Annotated in this window: 12 protein-coding genes; 11 read left to right on the top strand and 1 reads right to left on the bottom strand. The window is 71.8% G+C overall.

Features of this window, described 5'->3' with window-relative positions:
* Positions 1-40: 40 nt before the first annotated feature.
* Positions 41-1,042, bottom strand: coding sequence for a hypothetical protein (locus ACZ6EJ_RS12095; protein ID WP_469266560.1), 1,002 nt, complete (start codon positions 1,040-1,042; stop codon positions 41-43).
* A gap of 134 nt (positions 1,043-1,176) precedes the next feature.
* Here ACZ6EJ_RS12095 and ACZ6EJ_RS12090 point away from each other — a divergent pair, with 134 nt between their 5' ends.
* The 11 genes from ACZ6EJ_RS12090 to ACZ6EJ_RS12040 all read left to right on the top strand — a co-directional run bounded on the left by ACZ6EJ_RS12090 (position 1,177) and on the right by ACZ6EJ_RS12040 (position 16,801).
* Positions 1,177-3,798 carry a valine--tRNA ligase gene (locus ACZ6EJ_RS12090; protein ID WP_469266558.1) on the top strand — a complete coding sequence of 874 codons (2,622 nt, stop codon included), beginning with the start codon at positions 1,177-1,179 and terminating at the stop codon, positions 3,796-3,798.
* Between the two features lie 451 nt (positions 3,799-4,249).
* The gene (gene folC / locus ACZ6EJ_RS12085; protein WP_469266556.1) at positions 4,250-5,782 is read left to right on the top strand and encodes a bifunctional tetrahydrofolate synthase/dihydrofolate synthase; all 1,533 of its coding nucleotides are present in this window, start codon (positions 4,250-4,252) and stop codon (positions 5,780-5,782) included.
* A 7-nt stretch (positions 5,783-5,789) separates the two neighbouring features.
* Positions 5,790-6,143 (top strand): DUF4233 domain-containing protein, encoded by a 354-nt coding sequence (locus tag ACZ6EJ_RS12080; protein WP_469266554.1) that lies wholly within the window; start codon positions 5,790-5,792, stop codon positions 6,141-6,143.
* A 136-nt stretch (positions 6,144-6,279) separates the two neighbouring features.
* Positions 6,280-6,693, top strand: a complete 414-nt coding sequence (gene ndk, locus ACZ6EJ_RS12075; protein WP_469266553.1) for a nucleoside-diphosphate kinase — start codon at positions 6,280-6,282, stop codon at positions 6,691-6,693.
* Between the two features lie 288 nt (positions 6,694-6,981).
* Positions 6,982-8,001 (top strand): rod shape-determining protein, encoded by a 1,020-nt coding sequence (locus ACZ6EJ_RS12070; RefSeq protein WP_469266551.1) that lies wholly within the window; start codon positions 6,982-6,984, stop codon positions 7,999-8,001.
* A gap of 143 nt (positions 8,002-8,144) precedes the next feature.
* Entirely contained in the window at positions 8,145-9,173 is a 1,029-nt protein-coding gene (gene mreC / locus ACZ6EJ_RS12065) for a rod shape-determining protein MreC (RefSeq protein ID WP_469266550.1), read from the top strand.
* A 5-nt stretch (positions 9,174-9,178) separates the two neighbouring features.
* On the top strand, positions 9,179-9,844 hold the full coding sequence (gene mreD / locus ACZ6EJ_RS12060) for a rod shape-determining protein MreD (RefSeq protein ID WP_469266549.1): 666 nt from the start codon (positions 9,179-9,181) through the stop codon (positions 9,842-9,844).
* A 52-nt stretch (positions 9,845-9,896) separates the two neighbouring features.
* Positions 9,897-12,071 carry a penicillin-binding protein 2 gene (gene mrdA / locus ACZ6EJ_RS12055; protein WP_469266547.1) on the top strand — a complete coding sequence of 725 codons (2,175 nt, stop codon included), beginning with the start codon at positions 9,897-9,899 and terminating at the stop codon, positions 12,069-12,071.
* The gene (gene rodA, locus ACZ6EJ_RS12050) at positions 12,071-13,261 is read left to right on the top strand and encodes a rod shape-determining protein RodA (RefSeq protein WP_469266545.1); all 1,191 of its coding nucleotides are present in this window, start codon (positions 12,071-12,073) and stop codon (positions 13,259-13,261) included. The genes mrdA and rodA overlap by 1 nt, the downstream gene beginning before the upstream one ends.
* Positions 13,262-13,290: 29 nt before the next feature.
* The gene (locus ACZ6EJ_RS12045) at positions 13,291-14,820 is read left to right on the top strand and encodes a CYTH and CHAD domain-containing protein (protein WP_469266543.1); all 1,530 of its coding nucleotides are present in this window, start codon (positions 13,291-13,293) and stop codon (positions 14,818-14,820) included.
* A gap of 52 nt (positions 14,821-14,872) precedes the next feature.
* Positions 14,873-16,801: a TIGR03960 family B12-binding radical SAM protein gene (locus ACZ6EJ_RS12040; RefSeq protein WP_469266541.1), complete on the top strand. Its 1,929-nt coding sequence runs from the start codon at positions 14,873-14,875 to the stop codon at positions 16,799-16,801.
* Positions 16,802-16,920 lie beyond the last annotated feature (119 nt).

The following is a 16,920-nucleotide window of genomic DNA, read 5'->3' as shown; positions in this document are numbered from 1 at the left end:
CCGGTGGGCGCCCCTTCGGCGTGGCGGATCGGACGTGGCGTCAGATCTTGGTGCGGGAGGTGTTGTAGAGCTTGGCGGCGAGGGCGGCCGCGTCCTCCTGCGGCACGGACTTGCCCGTCAGCGCCGAGCCGACGTCGGTGCTGCCGACGATGCCGACGGTGCTGTAGTCGGCCCAGATGCAGATCGGCATGGTCATCTCCTTCGGCGCCTTCGTGGTGCCGCCGGCCCCGCCGTTGACCATCTTGAAGTCCTGGCACTTCATCAGCGCGCCCTCGAAGCCGGCCGGCTTGAACTCCTTGGGGCTGCCCACCAGGGAGACCTTGCCGTTGCCGTTCTTCGCCATGTTGGCCTCGGCCGCGGCGAAGGCGTCGTCGAGCGTCTTCTCCGGGTCCGCGACCTCACCCCAGAGGCCCTCGAAGATGAGCATCTTCTGGGCGAGGGGGTTGTCCTTGCTGCCGCTCTGGTACTGGGCCGCCGCCTTGTTGGCGTTCTTGATCCCCATGGCCTCGGCCTCGGCCTTGTCGTCCCCGGTGACCGGGCCGGACTCCGCGGACTTGGAGCCCTCCTTCTTGTAGGCGTCCACGGTCTCCGGGGGCGTCAGCTTGTACCCCTTCGTGGAGTCCGCCACCGCGCTGCCGGAGCCCGAGGTGAGGAAGTACGCCCCGCCCGCGATGACCGCCAGCGCCACCACGGCCACGCCGACGATCAGCCCGGTCTTCTTCTTCGGCTGCTGCGGCGCGTACGGGGCCTGGCCGCCGTACCCCTGCTGGCCGCCGTACGGGGGAGCGGGCGGCTGCTGGCCGTACGGTCCCGGCTGCTGGGCCTGCGGGTGGCCGTAACCCTGCTGGGGCGGCTGGGCGTACGGGTTCGGCTGCTGCTGCGGGACGCCCTGGGGGGCCTGCTGCGGGTAACCGTAACCGGGCTGGCCCTGCGGGGGGCCCTGCGGCGGCGGGGCGCCGTAGGGGCCCGGCTGCTGTCCGTACGGTCCGGGCTGGCCCTGCGGCGGCTGCCCACCGTACGGGCCCGGCTGGTTGTAGCTCATTGGGGTTCCCCTCCGAAATCCTGTGCGTCGCGAACATCCTGACGGAAGCCGACCTGACATGGGACATCGGACCGGACACCGTTACTGAAACAACCCGTTTCAATGCAGGACTGTGACGGCCCTAAACTGTCCGCGTGACCGAGAACGCTCAGCAGCAGCCAGCCAGCCCCCCCGAACTGCCGACCCAGTACGCGCCGGCCGATGTGGAGGGGAAGCTGTACGAGCGCTGGGTAGAGCGCGGGTACTTCGAAGCCGACGAGCACAGCGAGAAGCCGCCGTACTCCATCGTCATCCCGCCGCCGAACGTCACCGGCTCCCTCCACCTGGGCCACGCCTTCGAGCACACCCTGATCGACGCCCTGGTCCGCCGGAAGCGGATGCAGGGCTACGAGGCGCTCTACCAGCCGGGCATGGACCACGCCGGCATCGCCACCCAGAACGTCGTCGAGCGTGAGCTGGCCAAGGAGGGCAAGTCCCGCCACGACCTGGGCCGCGAGGCGTTCGTCGAGCGCGTCTGGCAGTGGAAGGACGAGTCCGGCGGCCAGATCTCCGGCCAGATGCGCCGCCTCGGCGAGGGCGTCGCCTGGTCCCGTGAGCGCTTCACGATGGACGAGGGCCTGTCCAAGGCCGTCCAGACCGTCTTCAAGCGGATGTACGACGACGGGCTGATCTACCGCGCCGAGCGCATCATCAACTGGTGCCCGCGCTGCCTCACCGCGATCTCCGACATCGAGGTGGAGTACCAGGAGGACGACGGCGAGCTGGTCTCCATGACGTACGGGGAGGGCGAGGAGACCATCGTCGTCGCCACCACCCGCGCGGAGACGATGCTCGGCGACACCGCCGTCGCCGTCCACCCCGACGACGAGCGCTACCGGCACCTGGTCGGCACGCGGATCAAGCTGCCCCTCACGGACCGGACGATCCCCGTCGTCGCCGACCACCACGTGGACCCGGAGTTCGGCACCGGCGCGGTCAAGGTGACCCCCGCCCACGACCCGAACGACTTCGAGATCGGCAAGCGCCACGACCTGCCGTTCCTCACGGTCATGGACGAGCGCGCGGTCATCACCGTCCCCGGCCCGTTCGAGGGCCTGGACCGGCTGGAGGCCCGCTCCGCGATCGTCGCCGCGCTGCGCGCCGAGGGCCGGATCGTCGCCGAGAAGCGCCCCTACGTCCACTCCGTGGGGCACTGCTCGCGCTGCAAGACCACCATCGAGCCGCGCCTCTCCCTCCAGTGGTGGGTCAAGGTCGCCCCGCTCGCCAAGGCCGCCGGCGACGCGGTCCGCGACGGCAGCGTCAAGATCCACCCCCAGGAGATGGAGAAGCGCTACTTCGACTGGGTCGACAACCTCCACGACTGGACGATCTCGCGCCAGCTCTGGTGGGGCCACCGCATCCCCGTCTGGTACGGGCCGAACGGCGAGGTCGTCTGCGTCGGACCGGACGAGGAGGCGCCCACCGGCGAGGGCTGGACCCAGGACAGCGACGTCCTGGACACCTGGTTCTCCTCCGGCCTGTGGCCGTTCTCCACGCTCGGCTGGCCCGAGCGGACCGACAGCCTCGCGAAGTTCTACCCGAACTCCGTCCTGGTCACCGGCTACGACATCCTCTTCTTCTGGGTCGCCCGGATGATGATGTTCGGCCTGTACGTCAACGACGGCGTCCCGCCGTTCGGGACCATCGTCCTGCACGGCATGGTCCGCGACGAGCACGGCAAGAAGATGTCGAAGTCCTTCGGCAACGTGGTCAACCCGCTGGACTGGATGGACAAGTACGGCTCCGACGCCCTGCGCTTCACCCTCGCGCGCGGCGCCAACCCCGGCACGGACGTGCCGATCGGCGAGGAGTGGGTCCAGGGCTCGGCGAAGTTCTCCAACAAGATCTGGAACGCCACCCGTTTCGCCCTGATGAACGGCGCCACGATCGAGGGCGAACTGCCCCCGGTCGAGGAGATGTCGGTCACCGACCGCTGGATCCTGTCCCGTCTGAACAAGACGGTCGCGGAGGTCGACGCGTTCTACGACGACTTCCAGTTCGCCAGGATCAGCGAGTCGCTGCGCCACTTCGCCTGGGACGAGGTCTTCGACTGGTACGTCGAGCTGTCCAAGACCACGTTCTTCGCGGGCGGCCGCCCGGCCGAGGTCTCGGGCCGGGTCCTGGGCGAGGTCCTGGACGTCATGCTGCGGCTGCTGCACCCGATCGTCCCCTTCGTCACCGAGGCGCTGTGGACCGCGCTCACCGGCCGCGAGTCGATCGTCATCGCCGAGTGGCCGGGCGACTCCGGCTTCCGCGACGACGCCGCCGAGCAGGAGATCGAGCTGGTCCAGCAGGTCGTCACCGAGGTCCGCCGCTTCCGCAACGACCAGGGCCTCCAGCCCGGCCAGAAGGTCCCGGCCGAGCTGACCCTGACCGGCACGGCGCTCGCCCCGCACGAGGCGGCCATCCGCCAGCTCCTGCGCCTCCAGCCCGCCGGGGACGGCTTCCAGGCCACCGCCTCGCTCCCGGTCGCCGGGGCCACCGTCGCCCTGGACCTGTCCGGCACGATCGACGTGGCGGCCGAGCGCAAGCGCCTCACGAAGGACCTGGAGGCGGCGCGGAAGGAGAAGGCCCAGGCCACCGGGAAGCTCGGCAACGAGGCCTTCCTCGCCAAGGCCCCGGACAACGTGGTCGACAAGATCCGCGGCCGGCTCGCCAAGGCCGAGGCCGACATCGAGCGCATCAGCGCCCAGCTCGCGGGCCTGCCCCAGAGCTGATGAGCTGAGCCGCGAAGCCCCCGTGCCCCGACCGACCGGGCGCACGGGGGCTTCGCCGTACGCCGGACCTGTACGTCCGTACGCGTACGCCTCGCCCCGCAAGCCGGAAGCCGGAAGCCGGAAGCCGGAAGCCGGGAGCCGCGTGCCCGATCCGTACGCCCCGGCCCGTAAGCCGTACGCCCCGGCCCGTGCGCCGGAAGCCGCGCCCCCGGTTCCGTGCGCCGGAAGCCGCGTGCCCGCCCCCGTACGCCCGAAGCCGCGCACCCGGTTCCCTGCGCCGGAAGCCGCGTGCCCGCCCCCGTACGCCCGAAGCCGCGCGCCCCACCCGTACGCCGCAACCCACGCGCCCCGCCCGTGCGCCCGCCCGAGGGCCCGTGCCTCCCGCGCCCCCGGTCGGCCGGGAGCGGCGGGCGCTGCGCGCGATGGCGGCGCCCATCCGTAGACTGGCCCCGTGAGTGAGCCCCGCCCTTCAGACCGGCACGACGCGTCCGATCCCGACGACACCTTCGAGGGGATCGTCGACGAGGCGACCCAGCGCGACCCCGACCTGGCGGTGATCGAGGCCGGGAGCCGCACGTTGCGCGCCCACACGGGGCTGCCCCAGGGCGACGCGGTCCCCGCCCGCCCGACCGACCCCGAGACCGACCGGGCGCTGCGCGCGGTCGAGCAGGAGCTGGCCGGCCGCTGGGGCGAGACCAAGCTGGAGCCCTCCGTCACGCGCATCGCCGCCCTGATGGACGTCCTCGGCGAGCCGCAGCGCGCCTACCCCTCCATCCACATCACCGGGACGAACGGCAAGACCAGCACGGCCCGCATGATCGAGGCCCTGCTCAACGCCTTCGACCTGCGCACCGGCCGCTACACCTCCCCGCACGTCCAGTCGATCACCGAGCGGATCAGCCTCGACGGCTCCCCGATCGACGCCGAGCGGTTCATCGCGACGTACGAGGACGTCAAGCCGTACGTCGAGATGGTCGACGCCCAGCAGCCCTACCGGCTCTCCTTCTTCGAGGTGCTCACCGGCATGGCGTACGCGGCCTTCGCCGACGCGCCCGTCGACGTGGCGGTCGTCGAGGTCGGCATGGGCGGCACGTGGGACGCCACCAACGTCATCGACGCCTCGGTCGCCGTCGTCACCCCCATCTCGCTGGACCACACCGACCGGCTCGGCACCACCCCCGGCGAGATCGCCGGGGAGAAGTCCGGGATCATCAAGCCCGGCGCCACGGTCGTCCTGGCCCAGCAGCCGGTGGACGCCGCGCAGGTGATGCTGAAGAAGGCCGTCGAGGCGGACGCCACCGTGGCCCGCGAGGGCATGGAGTTCGGCGTCGTCTCGCGCGAGGTCGCGGTCGGCGGGCAGTTGCTGACGCTGCGCGGACTCGGCGGCGCGACCACCGAGTACACCGACGTCTTTCTCCCGCTGTACGGGGCCCACCAGGCGCACAACGCCGCGGTGGCGCTCGCCGCCGTCGAGGCGTTCTTCGGCATCGGCCAGGAGCAGGCCCGCTCGCTCGACGTCGAGGCGGTCCGCACGGCGTTCGCCTCGGTCCTCTCGCCCGGCCGCCTGGAGGTCGTGCGCTCCAGCCCCACGGTCGTGCTGGACGCCGCCCACAACCCGGCGGGGGCGCGTGCCGCCGCCGAGGGGATCTCCGAGGCGTTCGGCTTCTCCCGGCTGATCGGCGTGGTCGGCACGAGCGGCGACAAGGACGCGCGCGGCCTCCTGGAGGCCTTCGAGCCGATCTGCGCCGAGATCGTGGTCACGCAGAACTCCACCGACCGCGCGATGGACGCGGACGAGCTGGCCGCCGTCGCCGTCGAGGTCTTCGGCGACGACCGGGTCCAGGTCGAACCGCGGCTCGACGACGCGCTGGAGGCGGCGATCACGCTGGCCGAGGAGGAGGACGAGTACGCGGGCGCCGGGGTCCTGGTGACCGGATCGGTGATCACGGTCGGCGAAGCCCGGCTGCTGCTGGGAAGGGGCTGAGGAAGGGATGCGGACGCTCTGCGCCTCGACGCTGCTCGGCGAGTTCTTCGTGATCGGCTTCGCCGGACTCGTCGCGATGAAGCTGGACGACGTCTCCATGGCGGCGGTCTGGACGGTGTGCGGCGCCGGCATGGCGCTCTCCGTGCTGCTGTGCGGGATGATCACCCGTCCCGGAGGCGTGCAGTTGGGCTGGGCGCTCCAGGTCGCGCTGGTGCTCAGCGGCTTCGTCGTCCCGATGATGTTCGTCCTCGGGCTGGTCTTCGGCGGACTGTGGTGGGCCTCGGTCCACTACGGCCGGAGGATCGACGCGGTGAAGGCCGACTGGGCCGCCCGCCAGGAGACCGGCGAAGCCGCGGCCTGACGCCCCTCCTGGCGGGCCGGTCCCGCGAGCGGAGGGCCGGGGGTGACGCTGGGTGACCCGGACGCCGGCCCGTTCCCGTACCCCTGTAATCTCGCCCTCACCGCACCCGTATGCCTGGCCTGCAAGGAGCCCGTACATGTCCCAGCGCACTCTCGTCCTGCTCAAGCCCGACGCTGTCCGCCGCGGCCTGATCGGCGAGATCGTCGGCCGCATCGAGCGCAAGGCCGACTGGCGCGTCGTCGCGCTGGAGCTGCGCACCCTGGACCAGGAGACGCTGGAGCAGCACTACGGCGAGCACAAGGGCCGCCCGTTCTACGAGCCGCTCATGGAGTTCATGGCCTCCGGCCCCGTCGTCGCCCTGGTGGCCGAGGGCGAGCGGGTCATCGAGGGCGTCCGCGCCCTCGCCGGCCCCACCGACCCGATCGCCGCCGCGCCCGGCTCCATCCGGGGGGACTTCGGCACGATCACCCGCGAGAACCTCATCCACGCCTCGGACTCCGAGCAGTCCGCCGAACGGGAACTGAAGCTCTTCTTTCCGGGGCTCTCCTGACCCGATCGGCCAAACAGCGCTGTCCGTCCGGGGCGACCGAAGTAATTCGGTCGCCCCTCGGCATAGGGTTCGGGTTCGCGGGAACGCATCCCTCCGACGTAACGTCACCCTGGGTGGAACGGGAATCCGTTCCGCCCGCAACGGCGAAGGACCCTCGCGCTGTGTCCGTGCATACGGCACTACGATGGAAGCTTCCACGCCCGCAGCGCCAACCTCGCCTACCAGAACAAGCCACATCGCTTCTTCGGGAAGGCCCGACGCATCCTCATGGGGAACAAGGGGAACTCAATGTCGTTCATCGGCCGTGACATGGCTATCGACCTCGGGACTGCCAACACGCTGGTGTACGTCAGGGGGCGCGGCATCGTCCTGAACGAGCCGTCCGTCGTGGCCATCAACACCAACACCGGTGGAATTCTCGCGGTCGGTTCCGAGGCCAAGAAAATGATCGGCCGCACGCCCGGCAACATCGTCGCCGTACGGCCGCTGAAGGACGGCGTGATCGCCGACTTCGAAATCACCGAGCGGATGCTCCGCTACTTCATTCTCAAGATCCACAAGCGCCGTTACCTGGCCCGCCCGCGCGTCGTCGTCTGCGTGCCCTCCGGCATCACCGGGGTCGAGCGCCGCGCCGTCATCGAGGCGTCGACGCAGGCCGGCGCGCGCCAGGTGCACATCATCGAGGAGCCCATGGCGGCGGCCATCGGCTCCGGCCTGCCGGTCCACGAGGCCACCGGCAACATGGTCGTCGACATCGGCGGCGGCACCACCGAGGTCGCCGTGATCTCGCTCGGCGGGATCGTCACGGCCCAGTCGATCCGGACCGCCGGCGACGAGCTGGACAACGCGATCATCCAGCACATCAAGAAGGAGTACTCCCTCCTCCTCGGTGAGCGGACCGCGGAGCAGATCAAGATCACCATCGGTTCGGCGTACGACATGGACCAGGACGAGCACACCGAGATCCGCGGCCGCGACCTGGTGTCCGGGCTGCCCAAGACGGTCGTCGTCTCGGCCGCCGAGGTCCGCAAGGCCATCGAGGAGCCGGTCAACGCGATCGTCGACGCCGTGAAGACGACGCTCGACAAGTGCCCGCCCGAGCTGTCCGGCGACATCATGGACCGCGGCATCGTCCTCACCGGCGGCGGCGCGCTGCTGCGCGGCCTGGACGAGCGGCTGCGCCGCGAGACGGGGATGCCGATCCACATCGCCGAGGACCCGCTGGACTCGGTGGCGCTCGGCTCCGGCAAGTGCGTCGAGGAGTTCGAGGCGCTCCAGCAGGTGCTGGACGCCCAGCCCCGCCGCTAGAGCACCACCCGATCCGGTGGGCGGACGCCGCGACGCCCCGCCCACCGGATCGTTGACAGAGACCCGCCGCCGTACGCCTTCGGGCGTGCGGACGCGTACACACAGGCACGAACATTCCGACGAGGAAGGCACGGCCGCCGCACGTGAGGGACACACGAGAGAGCCGGCTGCTCCTGGTGCTGCTGATCGCCATCGCATTCGCCCTGATCACGGTGGATATCCGAGGCGGCGAGGAGTCACCGGTCGACGGTGCGCGGCAGGCCGCCGCGACGGTATTCGGTCCGGTCGAGAACGGGGTGGCGGCCGCCGTCGACCCCGTGGGCAACGCCATAGGGGCCGTACGGGACTCCGGTGAGCGGCACGACCGGATCACCGTCCTGGAGCGGGAGAACGCCGCCCTGAAGGCGAGGCTCGGCAGCGACGACCGCACCGACAGCCGGGTCCGCCAGCTCGACGCCATGCTGAAGAAGGCGGGCGCCGGGCAGTACGGCATCAAGGGCGCCGAGGTCATCGCCATAGGAGCGGCCCAGGGCTTCTCCTGGACGATCACCATCGACGCCGGGTCGGACGACGGCATCCGCCGCGACATGACCGTCCTCAACGGGGACGGGCTGGTCGGCCGGGTCACCACCGTCGGCCCCCGCACCGCGACGGTCCTGCTGGCCAACGACCCGGACTTCACCGTCGGCACCCGGATGGAGAAGACCGACGAGCTGGGCTTCGCCACCGGCCAGGGCTCGCGCCCGCTGTCGGTCCAGTTCCTCAACGGCAAGGCGAAGGTGGAGAAGGGCGACCGGCTGGTCACCTTCGGCTCCAGCAGGGACAAGCCCTTCGTGCCCGGCGTCCCCGTCGGCGAGGTCGTCCGGGTCGACCCCTCCGGGGGCGCGCTGACCCGGACGGTCTACGTCAAGCCGTACGTCGGGTTCACCAAGCTCGACATCGTCGGCGTCGTCGTCCAGGCCCCGCGCGAGGACCCCCGCGACCTGGTCCTGCCGCCGCGGCCCGCCAAGGCGAAGCCCAAGCCGGTCCCCACGGTCACCGTCACCGTCCAGCCCGACGGCGACCTCGTGGACGGCTCCGGCAAGGTCGTCGGCAACATCAACGACGAGCCGGGCGGCGACGCCGCGGCCGACACCCCCGGCAACGCGGCCGGCGACCAGGAGGAGAGCTGATCCCCATGCGCCTCAACCGGACCCTGCTCTCCACCGCCCTGGTCGTCGTCGCCCTGGTCGTCCAGGTCTCCGTCCTCGCCCGCCTCCAACTCCCCGGCGCCGTCCCCGATCTGCTGCTCCTGACCGTCGTCGGGCTCGCGCTCGTCTACGGGCACGTCAGCGGCGCGCTCATCGGCTTCGGCGCGGGCCTCCTCGCCGACCTGGCGCCGCCCGCCGACCACGCCGCCGGGCGCTACGCCCTGGTGCTCTGCCTCATCGGCTACCTCGCGGGCCTGGCCCGGCCGGAGAACGGGCAGCTCAAGTCGGCGTTCGCCCCGATGGCCGTGGTCGTCGCCGCCGCGATCGGCTCGACCCTGCTGTACGCGGGGGTCGGCGCCCTCGTCGGCGACACCGCCGCCCGCCATGTCGGGCTCACCAGCCTGCTGTTCACCGCCGTGGTCTACGACCTGCTGCTGGCGCCCTTCACCGTCCCGCTGATCATGGCGCTGGCCCGGCGCACCGAGCACGACCCGGTCAGCGAGGCGTCGGGCGGCCGGCACGACGTCGCCGCCGGCTGGCTCGCCTCGGGCACCGGGCTGCGGATCGGCAACCAGCGCGGCGGCCTGCGCGTCAAGGCCGCCCGCAACCGCGCCGCCCGCGCCGGAAGGATCAAGGGGGTCAAGCGACTGTGACACCGCGCAGGACGCCCGACCGCCCCCGCCCGACCACCACCGGGGGCGCCCCGTGAGCAACATCCCCGAGACCGGCCGGACCCAGCGGGTCCAGATCCGGCTCATCGTGATCCAGGTCCTCGTCTTCTCCCTGCTGCTCACCCTCGGCGGCCGCCTCTGGTACCTCCAGATCCGCAACGGCGACGAGTACACCGCCGAAGCCGCCGGCAACGGCGTCCAGCAGGTCGTCCAGCCCGCCGTGCGCGGCTCGATCCTCGACGCCCGCGGCGTGGCGCTCGCCGACAACGAGACCCGGCTCGTGGTCTCCGCGAGCCGCACCGAGCTGCTGAAGATGAAGGACGACGGCGTCGGCGTCCTCACCCGGCTCGCCGACGTCCTGGAGATGGAGCCCCGGGAGGTCCGGGACAAGGTCCGGCTCTGCGACGCCAAGACCCCCCAGCCCTGCTGGAACGGCTCCCCCTACCAGCCGATCCCGGTCACCGACGAGGCCACCACGCAGCAGGCGCTCCAGATCCGGGAGCGCGCCGAGGACTTCCCCGGCATCACCGCCGAGCCCACCGCCGTACGCCGCTACGCCGCGCCCAGCAAAGCCAGGACCGCGCAGGTCCTCGGCTACCTCTCGCCGGTCACCGACGAGGAGATCACCAAGGCCCAGGACAGCGACTCGCCCTACCTCCGCTCCGACCAGGTCGGCCGCTCCGGCCTGGAGCGCACCTACGACAAGGAGCTGCGCGGCAAGGCGGGCGTCACCCGCTACGAGGTCGACAACCTCGGCCGCGTCATGGGCGAGGCGGAGAACGACCCGGCCGTGCCCGGCTCCAACGTCGTCACCAGCATCGACGCGCGGGTCCAGGCGGTGGCCGAGTACGAGCTGCACGAGGCGATGAAGACCGTCCGCAAGGAGACCGACAAGATCACCGGCCGCCCGTACGAGGCCGACTCCGGGGCGGTCGTCGTCATGGAGTCGCGGACCGGGCGCGTGGTCGCGATGGCCTCCCAGCCCGACTACGACCCCAACGCCTGGGTCGGGGGCATCTCCGGCAAGGAGTACGCCAAGCTCACCGGCAAGAAGTCCAACTACCCGCTGCTCAACCGGGCCATCCAGGGCCAGGCCCCCGCGGGCTCCATCTTCAAGGTGGTCTCCGCGAGCGCGGCCGTGCGGGCCGGGTACCCCTTCGACGGCCGCTACGACTGCAGCAGCTCCTACAGCCTCGGCAGCCGCAGCTTCGCCAACTTCGAGTCGCAGGGGCACGGCCCCATCTCCCTCGGCGACGCGCTCAAGTACTCCTGCAACACCGTCTTCTACCGCCTGGGCCACCAGGAGTGGCAGCGCGACGGCGGCATAAAGCCGAAGAAGGACGCCAAGAACTGGTTCTACCGCACGGCCCGCGACTTCGGCCTCGGCGCGGAGAGCGGCATCGACCTGCCCAACGAGGTCAAGGGCCGCATCCCCGACCGCGAGTGGAAGCAGGCGTTCTGGAAGGCCAACAAGGGCGCCTGGTGCAAGGAGGGCAAGAAGGGCGGCACCTACGTGCAGCAGATCGCCTACGAGAGCTGCCTGGAAGGCAACCAGCTCAAGGCCTACGACAGCATCAACTACGCCATCGGCCAGGGCGACGTCCTCGTCACCCCCATCCAGATGGCCACCGCCTACGCCGCCATCAGCAACGGCGGCACCCTGCACGCGCCCACGGTCGGCAAGGCCGTGATCAGCCCCGACGGCCAGCACGTCCGGGAGATCGAGCCGAAGGTCAACGGCAGGCTCCCCGTCGACGCCAAGACCATCAGGGACCTGGACAAGGGCCTGCGCTCGGTCGTCGAGCCCGGCGGGACCGCGGCCTGGCGGTTCGGCGGCTGGCCCCAGGACAAGATCCCCATGCGGGCCAAGACCGGCACCGCGCAGGTCTACGGCAAGCAGACCACCTCGTGGTTCGCGACCTACACCGACGACTTCACGATCGTCATGACCATCTCCCAGGGCGGCACCGGCTCCGGCGCCTCCGGCCCCGCCGTCCGCAAGATCTACGACGCGCTCTACGGCCTCGACGCCGAGGGCAACCAGGATGTGAAGAAGGCCCTGCTGCCCACGCCGCAGAAGACGCTGCCGAGGATCCAGCCCGACGGCTCGATCCACGCCCCCTCGATCAAGCCCTACACCCCCCGTCCCGAGCAGCCCGAGGGGCAGCCCGCACTCGCCGGAGCACCGGCGGCCGGGAGGCGGGACTGATGGCCGGCTTCTCCGTCCCGCGCTACGGCCCCGAGCAGGGCTCCTGGGCCAAGCTGACCGCCCGCGACTCCGTCGTGCGGCGGCTGGACTGGCCGCTGCTCGGCTCCGCGCTGGCCCTCTCCTTCCTGGGCGCGCTGCTCGTCTGGTCCGCCACCCGCAACCGCGACGCGCTCACCCAGGGCGACCCGTACTTCTTCCTCTTCCGGCACGTCCTCAACACCGGCATCGGCCTCGCCCTGATGATCGGCACCATCTGGCTCGGCCACCGCACCCTGCGCGGGGCCGTCCCGATCCTCTACGGCCTCTCCGTGCTGCTGGTCATCGCCGTCCTGACCCCGCTCGGCGCGACCGTCAACGGCGCCCACGCGTGGATCAAGCTCGGCGCGGGCTTCTCGATCCAGCCCTCCGAGTTCACCAAGATCACCATCATCCTCGGCATGGCGATGCTGCTGGCCGCCCGCGTCGACGCGGGCGACCAGACCCACCCCGACCACCGCACGGTCGCCAAGGCGCTGGCCCTCGCCGCCGTCCCCATGGCCGTCGTCATGCTGATGCCGGACCTCGGCTCGGTCATGGTCATGGTGGTCATCGTCCTCGGCGTCCTGCTGGCCTCCGGCGCCTCCAACCGCTGGGTCTTCGGCCTGCTCGGCGCGGGCGCCGCCGGGGCCGTCTCCGTCTGGCAGCTCGGCCTGCTCGACGACTACCAGATCGCCCGCTTCGCCGCCTTCGCCAACCCCGCCCTCGACCCGGCGGGCGTCGGCTACAACACCAACCAGGCCCGCATCGCGATCGGCTCCGGCGGACTCACCGGCACCGGGCTCTTCCAGGGCACCCAGACCACCGGCCAGTTCGTCCCCGAGCAGCAGACCGACTTCGTCTTCACCGTCGCCGGCGAGGAGCTGGGCTTCCTCGGCGCCGGGCTGATCATCGTCCTCCTGGGCGTCGTCCTGTGGCGCGCCTGCCGGATCGCCCGCGAGACCACCGAGCTGTACGGGACGGTCGTCGCCGCCGGGATCATCGCCTGGTTCGCCTTCCAGTCCTTCGAGAACATCGGCATGACGCTCGGCATCATGCCGGTCGCCGGACTGCCGCTGCCCTTCGTCTCCTACGGAGGGTCCTCGATGTTCGCCGTCTGGGTCGCGATCGGACTGCTCCAGTCCATCAGGATGCAGCGGCCGCTCTCCGCCTGAACCGGCCCCGAGCGGGTAGAAGCCGGTACATGGCGGACATCAAACGAGAGATCGAGCGGAAGTACGAAGCCACCGACGCCACCCGGCTGCCCGACCTGGGCCGGGTGGCGGGGGTCGACCGGGTGGTGCACCGGGGACCGACCGAACTCGACGCCGTCTACTACGACACCGCCGACCTGCGCCTGGCCGCGGACTCGCTCACGCTGCGCCGCAGGACCGGCGGGGACGACGAGGGCTGGCACCTGAAGCTGCCCGTCTCCGACGGCGTCCGCGACGAGATCCGCGAACCGCTCGGCGACACCCTGCCGCGCCCCCTGGCGGGCCTGCTCCGCTCCCGGCTCCGCGGCGCCGAGCCGATCCCCGTCGTCCGCCTGGTCTCCGCCCGCGACGTCCACCACCTCACCGCCGCCGACGGCACCCTCCTCGCCGAGGCCGCCGTCGACCGGGTGCGCGCCGAACGCCTCGCGGGCGACGGCGCGGGCGCCACCGCCGCCTGGACGGAGATCGAGGTCGAGCTGGCCGACGGCGGCGACCCCGCCCTCCTGGACGCCGTGGAGAAGCGGCTGCGCAAGGCCGGGGTGCGCCGCGCGCCCTCCGCCTCCAAGCTCGCCAGGGCCCTGGCCGAGACCGCCCCCGCGAGCGGCGGGCGGACCCGGCGGACGAAGGACCGGCCGCGCACCGCGGGCGAGTACGTCCTCGCCTACGTACGGGAGCAGATCCGCACGATCGTCGCCCTCGACCCCGCCGTCCGCCTCGACCTGCCCGACTCCGTGCACGGGATGCGCGTGGCCACCCGCCGGCTGCGCAGCGCCCTCACGACGTACCGCAAGGTCCTCGACCGCGAGGTCACCGACCCCCTCGGCGCGGAGCTGAAGTGGCTCGCGGGCGCGCTGGGCGTCGACCGCGACCGGGAGGTCCTGGACGAGCGCCTGGACGCCGGCGTCCAGGGGCTGCCCCGCACCCTGGTCCTCGGCCCGGTGCGCGGCCGGCTCCGCGTCCGGTCCGCCGCCGGTCGCACCGGATCGCGCCGCGCGCTCATCGAGGTGCTGGACGGCGAGCGCTACCAGGACCTCCTGGCCGCCCTCGACGCCCTGAGCGCCGGCCCGCCGCTGCGCCCCGCCGCCGACCGCGCCCCCGGCGAGGTGCTGCCCCGCGCGGTGCTGAAGGAGTACGAGCGGCTGGCGCACCGCGTGGACCGCGCCCTGCGGCAGCCCGCGGGGCCCGAGCGCGACCGGGCGCTGCACGAGGCCCGCAAGGCCGCCAAGCGCGCCCGGTACGCGGGCGAGGCCGCCCGGCCCGCGCTCGGCCGGCCGGCCCGGCGCTTCGCCAAGCGGATGAAGGCCCTCCAGACCGTCCTCGGCGACCACCAGGACAGCGTCGTCGCCCGCGAGGCCCTGCGCACGCTCGCGATCCAGGCCCACGCGGCGGGGGAGACCGCCTTCACCTGGGGCCTGCTCTACGGCCGGGAGGAGGCCGAGGCGGACGCCCGCGAGCGCGAACTGCCCGAGGTCTGGGCCCGCGCCGCCGCCCCCGCGCTGCGCGCGGATCTGAGCCGCTGACCGCCGGGGTACGCTGGGTGGTCAACCCTGCCGGCTCACGAAGGTTCGCGAGATGTCTGCCGCATCGGTCTTCCCACAGCTCGAAGCTCTGCTTCCGCATGTGCAGAAACCCATCCAGTACGTCGGCGGTGAGCTGAACTCCACCGTCAAGGAGTGGGACGGCTGCGACGTCCGCTGGACCCTCATGTACCCCGACGCCTACGAGGTCGGGCTGCCCAACCAGGGCGTCATGATCCTCTACGAGGTGCTCAACGAGCGCGAGGGCGTCCTCGCCGAGCGCACCTACAGCGTCTGGCCGGACCTCGAAGCGCTGATGCGCGAGCACGGGGTCCCGCAGTTCACCGTGGACAGCCACCGGCCCGTCGGCGCGTTCGACGTCTTCGGGCTCAGCTTCTCCACCGAGCTGGGCTACACCAACATGCTCACCGCCCTGGACCTCGCGGGCATCCCGCTGGAGTCCAAGGACCGCACCCTCGACCACCCGATCGTCCTCGCGGGCGGCCACGCCGCCTTCAACCCCGAGCCGATCGCGGACTTCATCGACTGCGCGGTCGTCGGCGACGGCGAGCAGGCCGTCCTGGAGATCACCGAGATCATCCGCGCCTGGAAGGCCGAGGGCCGCCCCGGCGGCCGGGACGAGGTGCTCTTCCGGCTCTCGAAGACCGGCGGCGTCTACGTCCCGCGCTTCTACGACGTCGAGTACCTCCCCGACGGCCGCATCGGCCGCGTCGTGCCCAACCGGTCCGGCGTGCCGTGGCGGGTCTCCAAGCACACCGTCATGGACCTCGACGAGTGGCCCTACCCCAAGCAGCCCCTCGTCCCGCTCGCGGAGACCGTCCACGAGCGGATGTCCGTGGAGATCTTCCGCGGCTGCACCCGCGGCTGCCGCTTCTGCCAGGCCGGCATGATCACGCGCCCCGTGCGGGAGCGAAGCATCACCGGCATCGGCGAGATGGTCGACAAGGGGCTCAAGGCGACCGGCTTCGAGGAGGTCGGCCTGCTCTCCCTCTCCTCCGCCGACCACAGCGAGATCGGCGACATCGCCAAGGGCCTCGCGGACCGCTACACCGAGGACAAGATCGGCCTGTCGCTGCCCTCCACCCGCGTCGACGCCTTCAACGTCGACCTGGCCAACGAGCTGACCCGCAACGGCCGCCGCTCGGGCCTCACCTTCGCCCCCGAGGGCGGCTCCGAGCGGATGCGCAAGGTCATCAACAAGATGGTCTCGGAGGAGGACCTGATCCGCACGGTCGCCACCGCGTACGGCAACGGCTGGCGCCAGGTCAAGCTGTACTTCATGTGCGGCCTGCCCACCGAGACCGACGAGGACGTCCTCCAGATCGGCGACATGGCGGTCAACGTCATCGCCAAGGGCCGTGAGGTCTCCGGACAGAACGACATCCGCTGCACCGTCTCCATCGGCGGCTTCGTGCCCAAGCCGCACACCCCCTTCCAGTGGGCCCCGCAGCTCAGCGCCGAGGAGACCGACGCCCGGCTGAAGAAGCTCCGGGACAAGATCCGCGACGACAAGAAGTACGGCCGCTCCATCGGCTTCCGCTACCACGACGGCAAGCCCGGCATCGTCGAGGGCCTCCTCTCGCGCGGCGACCGCCGCGTCGGCTCCGTCATCCGCGCGGTCTACGAGGCGGGCGGCCGCTTCGACGGCTGGCGCGAGCACTTCAGCTACGACCTCTGGATGGCCTGCGCCGACAAGACGCTGCCCGCCTTCGGCGTGGACGTCGACTGGTACACCACCCGCGAGCGCACCTACGAGGAGGTCCTGCCCTGGGACCACCTCGACTCCGGCCTGGACAAGGACTGGCTCTGGGAGGACTGGCAGGACGCCCTCGACGAGACCGAGGTCGAGGACTGCCGCTGGACCCCCTGCTTCGACTGCGGCGTCTGCCCGCAGCTCGACCTGGACATCCAGATCGGCCCGACCGGCAAGAAGCTCCTGCCGCTCAGCGTCGTCCAGAAGTGACCGACCGCCGGGGGGGGGGGGGGGGGGCCCCGCGGCGGGGGGGGGGGGGGGGGGGGGGGGGGGTGGGGGGGGTGGGGGGGGGGGGGGGGGGGGGGGGGGGGGGGGGGGGGGGGGGGGGG

Source organism: Streptomyces sp. NPDC041970 (genome assembly GCF_055588985.1).
Note: the sequence above shows the minus strand (reverse complement) of the source record. Positions and strands in the feature narration are given on the sequence as shown.